This is a genomic window from Mucilaginibacter sp. (genome assembly GCF_035492695.1).
Classification (GTDB): domain Bacteria; phylum Bacteroidota; class Bacteroidia; order Sphingobacteriales; family Sphingobacteriaceae; genus Mucilaginibacter.
Map to the genome: position 1 here is coordinate 466,816 of NZ_DATJJC010000012.1, position 17,180 is coordinate 483,995.

At 46.1% G+C, this 17,180-nt stretch carries 14 protein-coding genes; 10 read left to right on the forward strand and 4 right to left on the reverse strand.

The features are described from left to right. Positions 1-213 precede the first annotated feature (213 nt). Positions 214-2,712 (reverse strand): M1 family metallopeptidase, encoded by a 2,499-nt coding sequence (locus tag VL525_RS08855; RefSeq protein ID WP_325385528.1) that lies wholly within the window; start codon positions 2,710-2,712, stop codon positions 214-216. Positions 2,713-2,722: 10 nt separating this feature from the next. Beyond that, positions 2,723-4,003: an amidohydrolase family protein gene (locus VL525_RS08860; protein WP_325385530.1), complete on the reverse strand. Its 1,281-nt coding sequence runs from the start codon at positions 4,001-4,003 to the stop codon at positions 2,723-2,725. Positions 4,004-4,284: 281 nt separating this feature from the next. Between VL525_RS08860 and VL525_RS08865 the strand changes: the two genes are divergently transcribed. The 5 genes from VL525_RS08865 to VL525_RS08885 all read left to right on the forward strand — a co-directional run bounded on the left by VL525_RS08865 (position 4,285) and on the right by VL525_RS08885 (position 11,237). Then, a complete protein-coding gene (locus tag VL525_RS08865; protein WP_325385532.1) occupies positions 4,285-4,503 on the forward strand; it encodes a hypothetical protein in 219 nt (72 codons plus the stop codon). Between the two features lie 100 nt (positions 4,504-4,603). Beyond that, the gene (locus tag VL525_RS08870; RefSeq protein ID WP_325385534.1) at positions 4,604-6,985 is read left to right on the forward strand and encodes an ABC transporter permease; all 2,382 of its coding nucleotides are present in this window, start codon (positions 4,604-4,606) and stop codon (positions 6,983-6,985) included. 42 nt (positions 6,986-7,027) lie between these two features. After that, complete coding sequence (locus VL525_RS08875) at positions 7,028-9,400, forward strand: ABC transporter permease (protein WP_325385536.1); 2,373 nt, start codon at positions 7,028-7,030, stop codon at positions 9,398-9,400. A gap of 103 nt (positions 9,401-9,503) precedes the next feature. Continuing rightward, positions 9,504-11,027, forward strand: a complete 1,524-nt coding sequence (locus VL525_RS08880; protein ID WP_325385538.1) for an alpha/beta hydrolase-fold protein — start codon at positions 9,504-9,506, stop codon at positions 11,025-11,027. Between the two features lie 33 nt (positions 11,028-11,060). Further along, positions 11,061-11,237 carry a hypothetical protein gene (locus VL525_RS08885; RefSeq protein ID WP_325385540.1) on the forward strand — a complete coding sequence of 59 codons (177 nt, stop codon included), beginning with the start codon at positions 11,061-11,063 and terminating at the stop codon, positions 11,235-11,237. A gap of 110 nt (positions 11,238-11,347) precedes the next feature. Here VL525_RS08885 and VL525_RS08890 read toward each other — a convergent pair whose 3' ends face one another. After that, positions 11,348-11,758 carry a BrxA/BrxB family bacilliredoxin gene (locus VL525_RS08890; protein WP_325385750.1) on the reverse strand — a complete coding sequence of 137 codons (411 nt, stop codon included), beginning with the start codon at positions 11,756-11,758 and terminating at the stop codon, positions 11,348-11,350. Positions 11,759-11,980: 222 nt separating this feature from the next. On the opposite strand from VL525_RS08890, the gene VL525_RS08895 reads away from it, so the two are divergent. The 5 genes from VL525_RS08895 (at position 11,981) to VL525_RS08915 (ending at position 16,119) form a co-directional block, all read left to right on the forward strand. After that, positions 11,981-12,856: a M23 family metallopeptidase gene (locus VL525_RS08895; protein ID WP_325385542.1), complete on the forward strand. Its 876-nt coding sequence runs from the start codon at positions 11,981-11,983 to the stop codon at positions 12,854-12,856. Between the two features lie 79 nt (positions 12,857-12,935). Continuing rightward, positions 12,936-13,334: a polymer-forming cytoskeletal protein gene (locus tag VL525_RS08900; protein WP_325385544.1), complete on the forward strand. Its 399-nt coding sequence runs from the start codon at positions 12,936-12,938 to the stop codon at positions 13,332-13,334. A gap of 55 nt (positions 13,335-13,389) precedes the next feature. Further along, positions 13,390-14,706, forward strand: coding sequence for an adenosylhomocysteinase (gene ahcY / locus VL525_RS08905; RefSeq protein WP_325385546.1), 1,317 nt, complete (start codon positions 13,390-13,392; stop codon positions 14,704-14,706). Between the two features lie 142 nt (positions 14,707-14,848). Next, positions 14,849-15,448 (forward strand): TlpA disulfide reductase family protein, encoded by a 600-nt coding sequence (locus VL525_RS08910; RefSeq protein WP_325385548.1) that lies wholly within the window; start codon positions 14,849-14,851, stop codon positions 15,446-15,448. Then, complete coding sequence (locus tag VL525_RS08915) at positions 15,445-16,119, forward strand: cyclase family protein (RefSeq protein WP_325385550.1); 675 nt, start codon at positions 15,445-15,447, stop codon at positions 16,117-16,119. The genes VL525_RS08910 and VL525_RS08915 overlap by 4 nt, the downstream gene beginning before the upstream one ends. A gap of 11 nt (positions 16,120-16,130) precedes the next feature. Here VL525_RS08915 and VL525_RS08920 read toward each other — a convergent pair whose 3' ends face one another. Further along, on the reverse strand, positions 16,131-17,120 hold the full coding sequence (locus tag VL525_RS08920; protein WP_325385553.1) for a polysaccharide deacetylase: 990 nt from the start codon (positions 17,118-17,120) through the stop codon (positions 16,131-16,133). Positions 17,121-17,180 lie beyond the last annotated feature (60 nt).

The window sequence follows — 17,180 nt, forward strand, 5'->3', positions numbered from 1 at the left end:
TTATTGTAAAGCTGTCGGATATTAACAAGCCCGCTAATCACTAAATGCCGCTAAATTATCCGTGCTGCACCTGGCTAAACATGATGGGGATCATTATATTAAATGATTTGTATATGAACGGTTAATAGACAGCATTCTCATTTACGTAAAAAGAAAAAGCCCCCGGGTTGTCCGGGGGGCTTTTCTTTACAGGTGTGAAGGATATTAATACACTTATTTGGCGTCTTTAACTTCGGTAGCAGCGTCATCGGCTGCTTTGGCCGAAGCTGCATCGTTCAATTTGGTACGATCTTCCTTGATATTATTGAGCATATTAATGATAAAAGGGCCTACGCCGCCAAATTTTTTGTATTTGATACCCAGCGCTTTTATTTCACTTATCCCCTGCTGTGCGAACTCCGGGTTTTTTACTTTCCCCGTCATTGCTCCAAAGTTCCTGATCATCCCGAACTTTGTGTTAACGTCGCCAGCGGTAAATTTATCATAAACAAACGGCCATGCTTCTGAGCTTCCGTTGGTTGCGAATACAGTGATCATGGCCTGTGTAAGCGCGCCAAGGTTGTCTTTTTCAAAACCTTTAGCAAGTGTAAGCGCCTGTAATGAATCGATACCGTTGATAGCGGTAAGCGCTGCACCCTGTACCGCATACGACTGGCTGCCGATGGCTTCCTTATATATATTCATGTAAGCCGGGTCCTTTAGTTTACCCAGTGCGGTAAGCGCTGCGGCACGCACCAGCGTGTTAGCATCGCTTTTTGCAAGGGTGGTCAGGACGGGTAACGCTGCGTCATGAATTTCCTTGTTATTCATTTTCAGCGCCCTTACAGCTTTTAAACGCAAGCCATAGTATTTATCTTTAAGCGCGGCCAATATTATTTTTTGCCCGGCCGCTTCAGCTTCTTTTGATTGTGCTGCTTCAATAGCCTCAAACCGGTCCATATAAAGCGGGGCATTGAAATACTGGAACGCAAATTCGTCCAGCGATTTATTATCGGTCTTTTTGCAGAGAATGATCTTATCGCCGTCAAAGTTCACCAGGTCGGGCTTAGATGCAACCCGGAAGGTCAGTGTATCGCTCTTGCCGTTTACCCAAACTTTATGGCGCTCTTTTTTGCCGCCTGCATAAATGTCAACAGCCAATGGTACGTTGAATATTTGACCATCCTGTTTTTGTTGCACGTACACCGTTTCGGTTTTTGAAGCGTCGTCCCATTTGTAGCTGATATCAAAAACCGGGTGCCCGGCGCCGTAATACCATTGATTGAAAAACCAATTCAGATCGCGGCCGCTGGCTTGTTCGAGCGCCAGGCGCAGTTGCTGTGCCTCGCCGTTTTTGAAGGCATTGGTTTTCAGATAAATATTTAACCCTTTATAAAAAGCGTCTTTACCCAAATAATTCCGCAGCATATTCAGAATGCGGCCGCCTTTCTGGTAGGTTACATCATCAAAAACGTCTTCCTTGTCGACATAATGAAAACGCACCAGGTCCTTTTCCGCTGCGGCAGGATCACCCAGGTACTGTGCCATGTCCTGGTGGTTCTGGTCATCGGCAACATCCTGGCCATACTTATGTTCGGCCCAAAGCACCTCGCTGAAGTTTGCGAACGACTCGTTAACGGTCAGGTTGCTCCAGCTTTCGCAGGTCACATAATCCCCAAACCATTGGTGAAACAGTTCGTGAGCTATTGTACTCATGCCGAAATCGTAATAGCTGTCCAGCAGCTGGCGTTTGGTCTGGTTCTCAAACTCGCCGTGCAGGGTTGCCGTAGTGTTTTCCATCGCGCCGCTTACATAATCGCGCACAACGATCTGCGAATATTTGTTCCACGGATAATCAACGCCGGTCAGTTTGGAATAAAACTCGATCATTTCAGGTGTCAGGCCGAAAATATCTTTAGCATAAGGCGCATATTTCGGTTCCATGTAATAGTTCACCTCTTTGTTGCGCCAATGGTCGCGGTATATCTTAAAATCGCCTACAGCCATCATAAACAGGTATGTCGAATGCGGCAGGTCCATTTTCCAGGTATCGGTGCGGGTGCCGTCGGCATTCTTTTTCTGCGATACCAGTTTGCCGTTCGACAGCGTAACATATTTCGACTGAACGGTCATGCTGATCTCGTCCGTTGTCTTTTGCTCCGGCTTATCAATGGTCGGGAACCAGGCCGATGAACCCTCGGTCTCGCCCTGCGTCCATATCTGCACAGGTTTATCCTTTTCTGTCCCGTCGGGATTGATAAAGTACAGGCCCTTTGCATCGTTAATGGCTGCGCTGCCCTTCACTTTAAGTTCGTTTGGTTTCGAGGTGTAATCGATATAGATGACATACGACTCATTATTGTGATAAACTTTATCGAGTTGAATATTCAGGCTCAGGCTATCCTCATATTTATATTTCAGCGGCACATTCCTGCCATTTTTTACTACCGAAATATTCTTGATATCCATGCCTTTGGCGTCCAGGCGAAGGCTGTCGGTAGGGTAAAAATGTGGCTTAAACGTAGCCCATTCCTTGCCATACATATAGCGTTTTTTGTAATCGAACCGCACGTCCAGTTTGGTATGTATCACGTCGTTTATGCGTGCCGGGGTTGCGCGGTATATTTTTAACAGCGCACTGTCTGGCTTTTCGCGCTGCGCGTACGATGCTGTCAGGCTTGTGGCCAGTATGCCCGTAAGCGCAATTTTTGAAAGCGTTTTAAAATGTATCATTATGGTTTAATTATTGATTTGTATAAGTTTTTCCATCCTTCATTACGAAGGCCATATTTCTCATTGTTTTTATGTCGGTAAGCGGATCGCCGTCAACGGCTACAATATCTGCAAACTTGCCCTTGCTGATGCTGCCTATTTTGTTGCTCATGCCCAGCAGATCGGCGGCGTTTACTGTTGCTGCTTTTATGGCTTCCATAGGCGGCATACCGGCCTCCACCATATATTGAAATTCAATGGCATTTTTACCGTGCGCATAAACGCCGGCATCGGTGCCGAAAGCTATTTTAACGCCCGCCTTGTAGGCCCGACCAAAGGTTGCCTGTATCTGTGTGCCAACCTCCATTGCCTTGCGTTTGATGACAGGCGGGAAATAACCTTCTATTTTTGCCGAATCGGCTACGGATTTGCCTGCAATAATAGTAGGAACGAGATAGGTCCCATATTTTTTGGCCAGTTCAAAATCCTCGTCGTTCATAAAGGTGCCATGCTCTATTGATGTAACCCCGCCTAAAATAGCTCTGCGAATACCCTCGGCGCCGTGTGCATGGCAGGCTACCCGCAGCCCGTAATCTTTGGCTGTTTCCACAACGGCTTTTATTTCGTCGATACTCATTTGTGCGCCCGAACCCTCCTCGCTCAGGTCGAGCACGCCGCCGGTTGATGCTATCTTGATCACATCCGATCCACGTTTAAATTGCAAACGAACGGCTTTGATCAATTCATCACGGCCATCGGCAACACCATCGTCCGGACCCATTTTATGGTTGAACACATCGTCCCTGAACCCAACGGAATTATCCATGTGGCCCCCACTTCCCGAAATAGCACGACCGGCAGTAATAATGCGGGGCCCCTCCACCAATCCCTGCCTTACGGCCTTACGCAAGCTGATATTAACGCCCGATCCGCCCAGGTCGCGCACGGTGGTAAAACCAGCCATTAACGTACGTTTGGCATAAACGGCCGCCTGGTAGGCTACATCCGCATCCGTTTTCGTAAAGCCATCAAGCATACTTGTTTTGCTGCCCTGGCTTTCCAGGTGCACATGGCAATCGATAAGCCCGGGCATTACCGTTTTATTTTTCAGATCGATAACTTTATCAGATGATCCGCCGTGCGTATATCCCTTTTGAATATCAGCGATCAGGTTGCCTTCGACTATGATGGTAACTTCTGTTTGTGGCTTATCGGCTACACCATCTATCAGTTTCCCGCATTGTATATAGGTTTTTTGCGCAAAGGCAGCCGAGCTGAACAACAGCACGATGAGGAAAGAGAGTCTTTTCATCTATGGATCAGTTAATGTTCAGCTAAGTTAGAAAAGTTTTCATTTAAAAAACCTCAGACGCTGCGTCGCAATGGTCTGTTACAGCCCGTCATATAAAAAGGTGATATTCACTTATAATATTATTGGCACGGCTTTCAAAACCGCACACTGCATGTTCGTATTCGAACAGTAAGCGTATATCCTGTTCTGTAATAAACTAATAATCAAATTGTTCAAAATTTGGCATGTGTTTTATATAGTTGTATTACAGGGGGAAAGGAAATAGCTGCTCCGGGCTAAATATGGATCCTGAAGATGGAATTTGGAAGGGCATGGCCAATAAACTGGCCGACGAAGCCACTGAAAATGAATTGCGTAACCTGGACAGGTTACTGCAGCAATACCCCGGCTTGCGCGGGCGTGCCGAACGGCTGTCCGAATGGTGGCAAAACGGTAAAGGGCAACAACAAAATGAAGGCAGGCTTTTTGAGGAGGTACTAAAACGGATCAAACCAGCGTAAGCCGGGGTTCTATAGTAGCAAGTTCGTAGCTGCAATTTGTCATGAAGCGAACCGCCTCTGATGAAGGAATGAAATTATCAAACCAATGCACTGATATATCATGATCAAAAACTATCTTAAAGTAGCCTGGCGGAACCTCGTCAAAAACAAAGCTTCGTCTTTCATTAATATCGGTGGCCTTGCCGTGGGTATGGCAGTAGCGATGATGATCGGTTTATGGATATGGGACGAATTGTCGTTTGACAAGTATCATGAAAATTACGATAACATCGCCCAGGTAATGCAGCACGAAACCTTTAACGGCAACATTAACACGGGTACAGCCATATCATTGCCACTTGATGCAGAACTGAGAAAAAGTTACGGGAGTGATTTTAAGCATATCGCTTTGTCATCGTGGAACGATCCGCATATTTTGAACGTCGGGAATAAGAACATTTCGTACCGGGGAAGTTTTATGGGAGCCGAGGCTCCGGACATGTTTACACTGCAAATGCTTGCCGGCGACCGCAACGGATTAAAAGACCGTTCGTCGATATTATTGTCACAATCGGTAGCCACAGCATTGTTCGGCAACACTGCCCCTGTTGGCAAAGCTATTAAGCTGGATAATAAAGACATTTTTAAAGTTGCAGGGGTTTACCAGGATTTGCCGGCAAATACTACCCTGCACGATGTGGCATTTATCGGCCCCTGGGAATATTATATTCATAGTCCGGGTAATGAAAGGTCGCTGACTGATTGGGGCGACAATTCGCTATTCATGTATGTGCAAATGGCCGATAACGCAGATATGGAAAAGATTTCGGCGAAAATACACGATATCAAGCTCAACAATATGAGTAAGGAGGATCGGAAATTTAAGCCGGTTATATTCCTTCAGCCGATGAGTAAATGGCATTTGTACTCCGAATTTAAAAATGGGATGAATATCGGCGGCGCCATCCAATATGTGTGGCTGTTTGGCACTATCGGCATATTTGTATTGCTACTCGCCTGCATCAATTTCATGAACCTTAGTACTGCGCGCAGCGAAAAAAGGGCTAAAGAAGTTGGTATACGGAAAGCAGTAGGGTCATTAAGGGGACAATTGATCAGGCAGTTCTTTTGCGAGTCGTTGCTGATTTCCACTCTGGCATTTGGCGTTTCAATATTATTGGTGCGGTTGGCGATGCCATGGTTCAATGATGTCGCGGGCAAGCAAATGAGCATTTTATGGGGCAACCCGCTTTTCTGGGCCGCTGGTGCAGGTTTTGCATTACTTACCGGCGTGATAGCAGGTAGTTACCCGGCATTATACCTGTCGTCGTTTAACCCCGTCAAAGTGCTGAAGGGGACGTTTAAAGCCGGGCCTTTTGCCGCGATACCCCGTAAGGTTTTAGTGGTAACCCAATTCACCGTTTCTATCGTTCTGATTATCGGCACTATCATCGTATTTAAACAGGTGCAATTTGCCAAAAACCGCCCCGTTGGTTATAGCCGTGGCGGCCTGGTAAATATCGAAGTTACTAACGACGACTTGCACAAACATTTTGGTGCGTTAAAGGCTGATCTTTTGAAATCAGGCGCGGTAACAGAAGTTGCCGAATCATCAAGCGCCACGACCGGCCTGAATAATAACCGGGGCGATATTAGCTGGACAGGAAAAGATCCATCATCATCCGTCTTTTTTGGCAGTATCCGTGTTTCGACCGAATACGGCAAAACAGTAGGCTGGCAATTTACGCAAGGGCGCGATTTTTCCGATCGATATATTTCTGATTCGCTGGCTGTGGTGCTGAATGAAACTGCTGTAAAATATATGGGACTTAAAAAGCCCATCGGCGAAATAGTAAATGTGGGCAAAAGGGACCTGACTGTTATAGGTGTAGTGAAGGACATGGTGATGGAGTCGCCCTACGAGCCGGTTAAACAGACGATCTTTTATTTAGGCCGGGGCGCTTATGATGACATGCTTATCAGGATAAACCCCGGTATAAGCGCGCATGAAGCCGTTGAAAAAATCGCAACAGTTTGCAAAATGTATTCGCCTTCGGTCCCCTTCTCCTACAAATTTGCTGATGATGAGTATGCCAGGAAATTTTCGAATGAGCAGCGAATAGGCAAGCTTGCAAGCGTATTTGCGGGTTTGGCGATCTTTATCAGCTGCATGGGCTTGTTTGGTATGGCATCGTTTGTTGCAGAGCAGCGGGTAAAAGAGATTGGCGTGCGGAAAGTGCTGGGCGCATCGGTATTCGGTTTGTGGCGCATGATGTCGAAGGATTTTGTGGTGCTGGTAATTATTTCTGTCATCATTGCCATACCCCTGTCTTACAGGTTTATGGACAGCTGGCTGCAGCATTATACCTACCATACCAGCCTGTCGTGGTGGGTATTTGCCCTGACGGCAGCAGGTGCCCTCCTGGTGACACTGTTAACCATCAGCTATCAAAGCATAAAAGCTGCATTGGCGAATCCGGTAAAAAGTTTAAGAAGTGAGTAGGCGGTTATCAATGGACAATTGAACTAATAAACCAAAAAGACTATGGTCAAAAATTACCTTAAAGTAGCCTGGCGAAGCTTGTCGAAGAACAAGGCGCATACGTTTATCAATATCGCGGGCCTGTCGGTGGGGCTGGCCTGCAGCCTGCTGATCTTGCTGTGGGTACAAGACGAGCGTAGTGTTGATGCCTACCATAAACATGGTGACAGGCTATTTAAGGTTTATGAGCGTGAGTATTATGACAATAAAATTGACGGCAACTACGACACACCCGCACCGATGGGCGAGGAATTGAAGAAGGTGTTGCCCGAGGTGGAATATGCCATAAACATGCAGGACGAAAATGACAATCATATTTTCAGGGGCAACAATAAGGTTTTAAAAGTAAGCGGCACATTTGCCGGCAGGGATATTTTTAAAATGTTTAGCTATCCTCTTTTGGAGGGCGATCCGAAAACAGCATTGAATTCGCCGCTGAGTATGGCGGTTTCAAAAAAGATGGCCGGTATGTTTTTCGGCAGTCCGGAAGAAGCTATTGGCAAAACCCTGAAATTTGAAGACAGAAAGGATTTTATAATAACCGCGGTATTTAATGATTTGCCTGAGAACACCTCAAGAAAATTCGAATATGTAATAAACTGGGATGCTTATTTAGCGGAATATCCTGATGCAAAAGATTGGGGAAACAGCGGACCCTTAACTTTCGTGCAGTTACGTCCCAACGCCAATGTGGGTTTAGCTGAAAAAAAACTTACTCATTTCCTTGATCATTATATGCATAAAAATGCATCATATCGTGTTGAAAACGGGTTACAGCGTTTTGACCAGGTTTACCTCCACTCGCACTTTGTGAACGGGGAAATAGCCGGCGGCCGAATTGAGTATGTAAACCTTTTCAGTATTGTAGCGGTGTTTGTGTTATTGATAGCCTGCATCAATTTTATGAACCTTACTACAGCCAGGTCTATTAAAAGAGCAAGGGAAATAGGTGTGCGTAAGGTAGTGGGTGCAGTAAGAAGCGTACTGATCGGCCAGTTTATCGGAGAGTCGTTAATGCTTACCGCAATAGCCGTCACGGTCTCGCTGATTTTGATGAGCCTGGCTTTGCCTTTGTTTAATTTCGTTACCCAGAAGGAAATGATCATCCCTTTCAGCGCGTTTTCATTTTGGCTAAAGCTCATCGTGATCACCCTGATCACAGGACTGGTTTCGGGCAGTTACCCGGCGTTATTTCTTTCTTCATTTAATCCTGTTAAGGTGCTGAAAGGGACATTAAAACTTGACAGGAGAGCCGTCCTGTTCCGTAAAGGATTGGTGGTTTTCCAGTTTGTTTTGTCGTCGATACTCATTGTTGCCACGGTCATCGTGTCGCAACAGATAAGATTTATCCAAAACCGCAACCTGGGTTATGACCGCGAGAACCTGGTTTACATTCCAGCTGATGGCGAATTGCGTTCGAAATTTGACGTTTTTAAAACGGACGCGCTAAGTATGCCCGGCATTATGTATGTAGCCAATATATCGTCGACCCCGACATTTATTGATAGCAGTACCATTAATGTGCAATGGGATGGAAAGGACCCCGGCACTTCTGTTGCATTTGAGAATTGCGGCGTTAAGTACGACGTTATAAAAACCATGAAATTGCAGTTGCTGGCAGGCCGCGATTTTTCCAAAGATTTTCCTACCGATTCAGCCGGTTATATAATTAATGAAACTGCCGGGGAAAAATTAGGATATGCCAATCCCGTTGGAAAGAACCTGGCCATGCGGGGGCGCAAGGGGAAAATAATAGGCTTGGTAAAGGATTTTCACTTCCAGTCACTTCATAAGGCAATTATGCCTCTTATCATTTATTTTAACAGGGATAAACAAGCATTTGGTAATATACTCATCCGTACAAAGCCTGGTAAAACAAAAGAGGCCTTGGCAAGCATCGAAACATTGTGCAAAAAGTTAAACCCCGACTTTCCAGTCACTTACAATTTTTCTGACGATCAGTACCTGAAATTATATAAGAGCGAGCAAATTATAGGAAAGCTGTCAAATATTTTTGCGTCTCTGGCCATATTTATATCCTGTTTAGGGTTGCTGGGCCTGGCTATGTTTACTGCCGAGCAGCGGACGAAAGAGATCGGCATCCGGAAAGTGCTGGGCGCAAGTGTAACCTCATTATTTGCTTTATTGTCGTCGGAGTTTTTAACGCTTGTTATTGTTGCATCAGTTATCGCATCGCCGATAGCATGGTACTCCATGCATAAATGGTTGCAGGACTTTGCCTATCATACACCGGTGCAATGGTGGTTATTTATTGCGGCGAGCGGCGTAGTAGTTTTAATAGCCCTGGTTACAGTGAGTTTCCAGGCAATGAAAGCCGCTTTGGTTAACCCTGTGAAGAGTTTGCGGAGCGAGTAATTTTGGCGAAGGTTGAGAGGCTTAGTAACGGGCAGGTCAAATAGCTGTAACCATGTGATAATATCGTCCGTCTTAGCTATATTAGTTCAACAAAAGCCTTACTATGAAACACAAACCGGCCATTTTTTTCAGCGCTACTATAGCCGTTCTTTGCATTTTTTTCGGACCAGCATCAGCGCAGGACATCCCGGGTAAAAAGGATTCCGTCAACTCCTCCGTTTTGGGTCAAAAGCGTTTTATACAGGTGGTGCTGCCGGTAAATTATAAGCCCGGCTCGGCGGATAAGTATGATGTGATCTATGTAACCGACGGAGATGATAATACGAAAACCGTAGCTGATATACAGCAGTTTATTACCCGGGAAGGTTTTATGCCGCAGGTGATCATTGTTGGGGTGCTGAATATCGACCGTAACAAGGATCTGACGCCGACGCGTGATGAGGGGCTTAATACGTCGGGCGGCGCGGATAAATTTCTTGCGTTTTTGAAGGACGAACTGATACCTTATGTCAATAAAACTTATCCTTCGGATGGCGAAAATATCCTTTTTGGACATTCGTTCGGCGGGTTGTTCGTAACCTATGCGCTGTTTAACGAGCCGGACACTTTCAAATCGTACATCGCCGCCGACCCAAGCTACTGGTGGGGTAAAGGTTTGATGATAAGGGCGGCGGCAGCAAAGCTGCCCACGCTGGCCAACCAGGAGAAAACGCTTTTTATCAGCGGTCGGGAGGGGCAGGGAATGAAAGAAATGGCAATAAACCCGATGGACACCCTGCTGCAAAAATACGCGCCAAAAAGTTTGGACTGGAAAGTTTCGGCCTACCCCAACGAAACACACGGTACCGTGCGATTGAAGAGTATTTACGACGGGTTGCGCTTTGTGTACGAAGGCTACCGTGTTAAAGCGCCGGAATTTCACCCGATGGCAGGGATAATGCTGAAAAACAAACCCATTACTATATGGGACTTTGATGATACAACAAAAGTTCGTTTTACTACCGATGGCTCGATGCCTACCATGGCATCGCCTACGATAAGCAGGGTGATTACCATGCAGGCCCCCGGCACCTTTACGGCCAAAATATTTAACCGGCAGGAAAAGTACAATAAGATAACCGCAGGGGTTTTTAACGAAGGCCTTGGCCCTGCGCCCGTAAAAAAGGGAAGGAATTTCCAGCCCGGCGGCTTCCATTACGCTTATTACCAGGGTACCTGGGATAAATTACCCGACTTTAGCCAATTGAAGCCTGTAAAAGAAGGAATAACGGACAAAGACTTCGATTTGGGTAAGCTGCCGGCCAAAGAAAATTTTGGCCTGGTAATAAGCGGGCAGATTGAAATAAAGGAGGAAGGTTACTATGTTTTTGCTATTGCCTCGGACGACGGTTCAAGGCTCTATTTCAATAACGGGTTATTGCTGGATGACGATGGGCTGCACGATAACAGCGACACCAAGTCGTATATTTTGCCGCTGAAAAAGGGCTTTTACCCGGTGCGGCTCGAATATTTCCAGAAAGATGGCGGAGCCGGCATGAAGTTTTTGTACCTGACTCCCCGGCTTGTTGATGCTAAAGAGCCAAAACCCATCGCCATTCCCCTGGAGCTGCAATACAGCGGCAGGTAAAAAACAAATGAACGGAGTTAACGTTAGTTAAATATGGACACACATAAAAAAAGGGTCACTAAACCGGCCAGTGATGATCCGGTAAGAGAAGCGAGGGGCCACCCCAACGGTCCGAGCCTTACTGAGATGCTAAACAAGCAGGAGGAAAAGAAGCTTAGCCCGGAGAAATCAAAAAAACATCCCGGAAACCCGGATATACCGATTATTTAAGACAGGTGAAAGGCGGAAAGGATAAAGGTGAAAGGTTTATATAATCTAAAAAGCAAAGGCTGAAAAGAAATCTTCCTTTCAACCTTTTACCTTTATCCTTTAACCTTCAATTAACAGTATTGCTCAAACGCACCGATCAGGTTGTCTGCAATCATTTGCGCAGGGCGGCCTTCTATCTGGTGGCGTTCTATCATGTGCACCAGCTTGCCGTTTTTAAATAAAGCCATTGCAGGCGACGATGGCGGATAAGGTAGCATGTAGGCACGCGCTTTATTTACTGCCTCGGTTTCCATGCCTGCAAACACCGTTACTAATTTATCGGGGTGCTTTTCGTTTTGCACAGCGGCACGGGCAGCAGGCCGCGCCATGCCTGCGGCACATCCGCATACCGAATTTACCATCACAAATACAGTGCCCTCGCTCTCAATAGCATTGGTTACCGCATCCGCATCTTTTAACTCTTCAAAACCAACTCTGGTCAGCTCTTCCCGCATTGGGGCAACTAAATATTCAGGGTACATCATGTTTGTTCAATAAACTTTTTTACAAAGGTATAAAATCATTTTTTATTCAAATTTTATAAGTGTAATAATAACATTTTGCTGACTTTAAACGTAAAAGGAAATCATGAACGGCGGCAGGTCAGAAGGATTTAAATTTAATGTTAAATTTTCGAAATATTTTGGGTTTTTATACGTCTATTCTCTTATATTGCGGAACCCAAGTCAACTCAAACTAACAGCATGAACCTAAAACTGACCAATTTTAGTACGATCATTATTGTTAACAAAAACCAGGAACAAACACAGGCTATCCGGGTAAAAACAAAGCATTTAAAAAGAGTAAAACATTATATAGCCACTGTTGGCTGCGTTTTTCTTGCGCTCGCCTGTATGGTAATTTACCTGTCATCAAAAGGAAGCAAAGACGAACAGGAGAAGCAGCAATTGCGTTCGCAAATAGCGCGGCTGCAAAGTAAGCTGCCTGCTGTTGCAGCTGCGGCCGATAGCCAGGCAGTTGCCAAAAGCTCGGCCCAAACTTATATCGAATCGATACAGGGTAAGCTGCAAAAAATTAATGACTATTTGAGAAAAAGGGGCCTGAAAGGCTTTTCGACCAAAGACATAGGCGGCGACAACAAAGCTGCTGCCGACCTGAGCGATAATGAGAAATATTCGCTTTATGACGAATATCTTAGCCGTTTGCTCAACAGCGTGGCCTTTACGCCTATGGGCTATCCACGGATAAGCTCTATCACTTCGGCATTTGGCTACCGCAGCGACCCATTTGACGGAGAGAGCGCGGAACTGCACCCCGGTATCGATTTCAGGGGCGCTAAAGGCGACCCGGTGCATGTGACGGCCGATGGCAAAGTGGTTTTTACGGGGTGGAAAGGTGGTTACGGCAATTGCATCATCGTGCAGCACAAAAATGATTTCCAGACATTGTATGGCCACTTATCGCACATTAATGTGCAGGAGGGCGAACCTGTAAAAACAGGCGATGTGATCGGTAAGGTTGGCTCGACGGGCCGCTCGACAGGTACGCATTTGCATTACGAAGTCCGGAAGAACGGCAAGCCTGTGAACCCGGTTAAGTTTTTGACATTAAATAATTAAGAGTTGAATGGTTTATTGAGAGGATGGTTGATTGAGTTCAACATGATCAAACCCAATCAACTTAATCAACTAAAAGAATATGTTTTCAAGAAAGAACAAAGTAGAACTGGATCAGCAGGTGATATCGACCCTGATAAGCGAAGGCTGTGTGTTTGATGGCAACATGAAGGCGCCTGCTTACGTGAGGATTGAAGGAACGATAAACGGCGATGTGACCATTGACGAGGGACTGATCCTGGGTGAAAAGGGAACTATAACAGGAAACATACATACCAAAGAGATCATTGTTTACGGAACGGTAAACGGAAATATCAGTACACACTCGTTGGAGATCAGGAGCACCGGACGTATTACCGGCGACATTAAAACGCAGGTGCTTCAGGTTGAAACCGGCGGGTCGCACAATGGAAAATTATCTATGACGGCTAATAATCAACCGGTTGCCAAACACACTAAGCCCGAATTGGTGAACGCTTGATTTGATTTACACAATCCCATTGCTTATTTTTGCGCTACAAATAAATTGAAAAACTATGTCGATAACAGATACTGCTTATGTTAAGCATAAGGTAAAAGATATGTCCCTGGCCGAATGGGGTCGCAAAGAGATAGGGCTTGCCGAAGCCGAAATGCCGGGCTTGATGGCGCTTCGTGCCGAATACGGTCCGTCGCAGCCGCTAAAGGGAGCCCGTATTGCCGGCTGCCTGCACATGACCATACAAACCGCCGTTTTAATTGAGACATTGCAGGCGCTGGGTGCCGAAGTTACCTGGTCTTCGTGTAATATTTTTTCTACCCAGGATCACGCTGCTGCCGCTATTGCTGCTGCCGGAAGTTCGGTTTATGCCTGGAAAGGCTTGAACGAACAGGAATTTGACTGGTGTATCGAGCAAACCTTATTTTTCGGCGAAGACCGCAAGCCATTGAACATGATACTGGACGACGGCGGCGACCTGACCAATATGGTATTGGATAAATACCCTGAACTGGTTGCCGGTATTAAAGGTTTATCAGAAGAAACTACGACAGGCGTACACCGTTTGTACGATAGGGTTAAAGCCGGCACTTTGCCGATGCCTGCCATCAACGTGAACGATTCGGTTACCAAATCGAAATTTGACAATAAATACGGCTGCCGCGAGTCGCTGGTGGATGCTATCCGCCGCGCTACCGACGTAATGATGGCCGGTAAAGTAGCCGTTGTTTGCGGCTATGGCGATGTGGGCAAAGGCTCTGCCGATTCGCTGCGCAATGCAGGTGTTCGTGTTATCGTAACAGAAATAGACCCGATATGTGCCCTGCAGGCTGCTATGGAGGGTTTTGAAGTGAAGAAACTTTCGACCGCTATAACGGAGGCTGATATTGTGGTAACCGCTACCGGTAACTGCGATATCGTTAAGGAAAAACACTTCCGCGCGTTAAAGGATAAAGCCATCGTTTGTAACATCGGTCACTTTGACAACGAGATAGACATGGCCTGGCTGAATGGCGCTTATGGCAATACCAAAGTCGAGATCAAACCACAGGTTGATAAATATACCATAGACGGCAAAGACCTGATCGTACTGGCTGAAGGCCGTTTGGTGAATTTGGGTTGCGCCACAGGTCACCCAAGTTTTGTGATGAGCAACTCGTTCACTAACCAAACCCTGGCCCAGCTGGAGCTTTGGCTGAATGGTGATAAATATGAAAACCAGGTATATACCTTACCAAAGCACCTGGATGAGAAAGTAGCCCGCCTGCACTTAGCCAAAATTGGTGTGGAACTGGAAGAACTGGAACAGCACCAGGCCGACTACATCGGCGTACCGGTTGCAGGTCCGTTTAAACCGGAGTATTACAGGTATTAAGGAAGTAAAAGCTAAAAGCAGAAAGCCCAAAACTTTTGCTTTTAGCTTTAGACTTTTTGCTTAAGAGGCACGGTTGAGAGACCGTGCCTTTTTTGTTAGACTGAATAGGAAGTATTACTTTCACAAATAATTAGTCTTCCGCATGAAAAAATTTACGTTAATATTTATCGCGATTATAGCCTTTGCCTTACCACAACCCACCTTCGCCCAGACTAATGATTACGCCAGTACATTATCCGACTGCGCAGCGAAATCGATCATGGATGTGAATAGTACGGGCTGTATGATAGGGGTGGCGGCCCCAGATTTTACTGCAAGGACGGTAGATGGCAAGGTGATCCGCCTTGCAGACCTGAAAGGCAAAGTCGTGGTGCTTAATTTTTGGTTTATTGCCTGTGCGCCCTGCCATGTTGAGGCGCCGGTGATGAAGAAGATATCCGGGGAGTTTAGTAAGGATGATGTCGTTTTTATTGCCATAGCACGCGAGAAGGACGCGGATCTGAAGAAATACCTGGCTGATGAACAATTTTTTGCCAATAACATAGCCGACCCGAAATCGGCCATCTGCAAGAATGTTTACCGGGTATTTGGCTTCCCGACGACGATCGTGGTGGATAAAACCGGGAAGATACAATACTATTCGTTAGGCGGAATGACCTCTGAAGCGGCGGTTGATAAAGTCCTGCACGCTAAGCTGGTGCCGGCTATTAAGGGCGCGCTGGAAAACAAAACATTAAAATGAGTAAGCACACGGAACTATTTATCGACCTGAGCCATACCATTGAGGCTGGTCTGATTACCTATAAAGGTTTACCCGCTCCCATTATCTGCGATTTCCTTAGCCGGGACGATTCCAAGAGTTTTTATGAAGAGGGTACCACGTTCCAGATAGGCAAGATAGAAATGGTGTCGAACACAGGTACCTATATCGATTGCCCCTTTCATCGTTTTGCAGACGGTAAGGATTTGTCGGAGATGGGGCTGGAAAGTTTTGCCGATTTGGATGGTATCGTTATCCGCGTACCTCATGCCGAAACATTGACAATAACAGAAAAATATTTTGAGGGGCATGATGTGAGGAACAAGGCTGTGCTGGTCCAAACCGGATGGGATGAGTTCTGGAATACGGATAATTACTTCAACCCCAACCCGCATTTGACCAAAAACGCAGCTGAATATTTACGGGATAACGGTGCTAAACTGGTCGGCATCGATTCTGTGAATATTGACGATACCACTGGAAACAGGAGGCCGGTGCATACTATTTTACTTGGCGCTGAGATACTGATAGTGGAACATCTTTGTAACCTGGCGCAACTGCCCGCCGCGGGTTTCAAATTCAGCGCTATACCACCGAAATTTAAAGGCGTGGGTACTTTCCCCGTAAGGGCCATGGCGAAGGTTATAGCCTGACAACACCGCTCTTATTGTCCGAACTCTTCATCAACGGTATCGCTCAGGTCGTACAGCAGCCATTGCTTTTCATTTATCTGCCTGGTTTTTGATCTTAGCAAACGAAGAAAGTCGTTAACACCAACTGGCTCGTTTCCGTTCCCATGTATCAGTACAATGCTTCCATTCTGCGCCCGCTGCCCTTTGGCCAGCCAGGCATCTGAGCCTATGGGGATGAGACCGTAAGCCGTTATTTTAAAAACCAGTTGCTGATCGGACACCAGTCCGGGGAAGCGGAAAAATACCGATGGCACCAGTCCGTTGCGTAACATGAGTTTTTCGGTGGCCAGCACTTCATAATTAATGTCGGTGCCGGGTTCCAGCAAAAAATTTTGTTTTAGCGGTGCAGTTTTGCTTACGCGATGGTTGTAGGAGTGATTGACCCAGGTGATGCGGATATCGCCGTTGTTGCGCAATTTTTTCAGCCAGTCAAGATCCTGTAAATGATTCTTTATCCAAAGGCCGCTTACCGACAGCGCTATGGGTGCAGGTCTTTCAACTTTTTTAAATTCATAGAACATCGCTTCAAATAACCGCCTGTCCAGCGGCTTATGTGTGGGGCACAGGTCGGCAGTAAGGCTGATACCGGCCTCGGTAGGCAGCCCGTGCTCGATACCCGCATCCTGGATATTTGCAGATTGCTTCTCGGCCGCGCTTATTGCTCGCTCATAAGCCGTTTTTAAGAAAAAGGTACGGGTTTGAGCCAGGGTCATTTCCTTAACCTGGTAAAAGCTGTTTTCGTTTATTTTGGTTTGCAGTGTCAGCGGATTTACCAGCAGCAGGTAATCCCGCCCATTATTCTCGAAGCGGCGCAAGATCAGCCAGTCTTGCGGATAATTATGCGCCCAACCATACCAGACACGGTAATTGGTAATGTTTAAAAAATTTTGCTGGGCATTGCAAATGAAGGATGTCAATGTAATAGTTAACAATAACAGGAGATGCCGGGATAGATTTTTCATATTAAGCTCACAAATAAACGAATCTTAAGATTGTTTGGCTTTGTTAAACAAGTAATAATG

Excerpts from the sequence above, each read along its gene's own strand:
- VL525_RS08855 (WP_325385528.1), bottom strand. The coding sequence starts at position 2,712 with ATGATACATTTTAAAACGCTTTCAAAAATTGCGCTTACGGGCATACTG.
- VL525_RS08860 (WP_325385530.1), bottom strand. The coding sequence starts at position 4,003 with ATGAAAAGACTCTCTTTCCTCATCGTGCTGTTGTTCAGCTCGGCTGCC.
- VL525_RS08865 (WP_325385532.1), top strand. The coding sequence starts at position 4,285 with ATGGATCCTGAAGATGGAATTTGGAAGGGCATGGCCAATAAACTGGCC.
- VL525_RS08870 (WP_325385534.1), top strand. The coding sequence starts at position 4,604 with ATGATCAAAAACTATCTTAAAGTAGCCTGGCGGAACCTCGTCAAAAAC.
- VL525_RS08875 (WP_325385536.1), top strand. The coding sequence starts at position 7,028 with ATGGTCAAAAATTACCTTAAAGTAGCCTGGCGAAGCTTGTCGAAGAAC.
- VL525_RS08880 (WP_325385538.1), top strand. The coding sequence starts at position 9,504 with ATGAAACACAAACCGGCCATTTTTTTCAGCGCTACTATAGCCGTTCTT.
- VL525_RS08885 (WP_325385540.1), top strand. The coding sequence starts at position 11,061 with ATGGACACACATAAAAAAAGGGTCACTAAACCGGCCAGTGATGATCCG.
- VL525_RS08890 (WP_325385750.1), bottom strand. The coding sequence starts at position 11,758 with ATGTACCCTGAATATTTAGTTGCCCCAATGCGGGAAGAGCTGACCAGA.
- VL525_RS08895 (WP_325385542.1), top strand. The coding sequence starts at position 11,981 with ATGAACCTAAAACTGACCAATTTTAGTACGATCATTATTGTTAACAAA.
- VL525_RS08900 (WP_325385544.1), top strand. The coding sequence starts at position 12,936 with ATGTTTTCAAGAAAGAACAAAGTAGAACTGGATCAGCAGGTGATATCG.
- ahcY (WP_325385546.1), top strand. The coding sequence starts at position 13,390 with ATGTCGATAACAGATACTGCTTATGTTAAGCATAAGGTAAAAGATATG.
- VL525_RS08910 (WP_325385548.1), top strand. The coding sequence starts at position 14,849 with ATGAAAAAATTTACGTTAATATTTATCGCGATTATAGCCTTTGCCTTA.
- VL525_RS08915 (WP_325385550.1), top strand. The coding sequence starts at position 15,445 with ATGAGTAAGCACACGGAACTATTTATCGACCTGAGCCATACCATTGAG.
- VL525_RS08920 (WP_325385553.1), bottom strand. The coding sequence starts at position 17,120 with ATGAAAAATCTATCCCGGCATCTCCTGTTATTGTTAACTATTACATTG.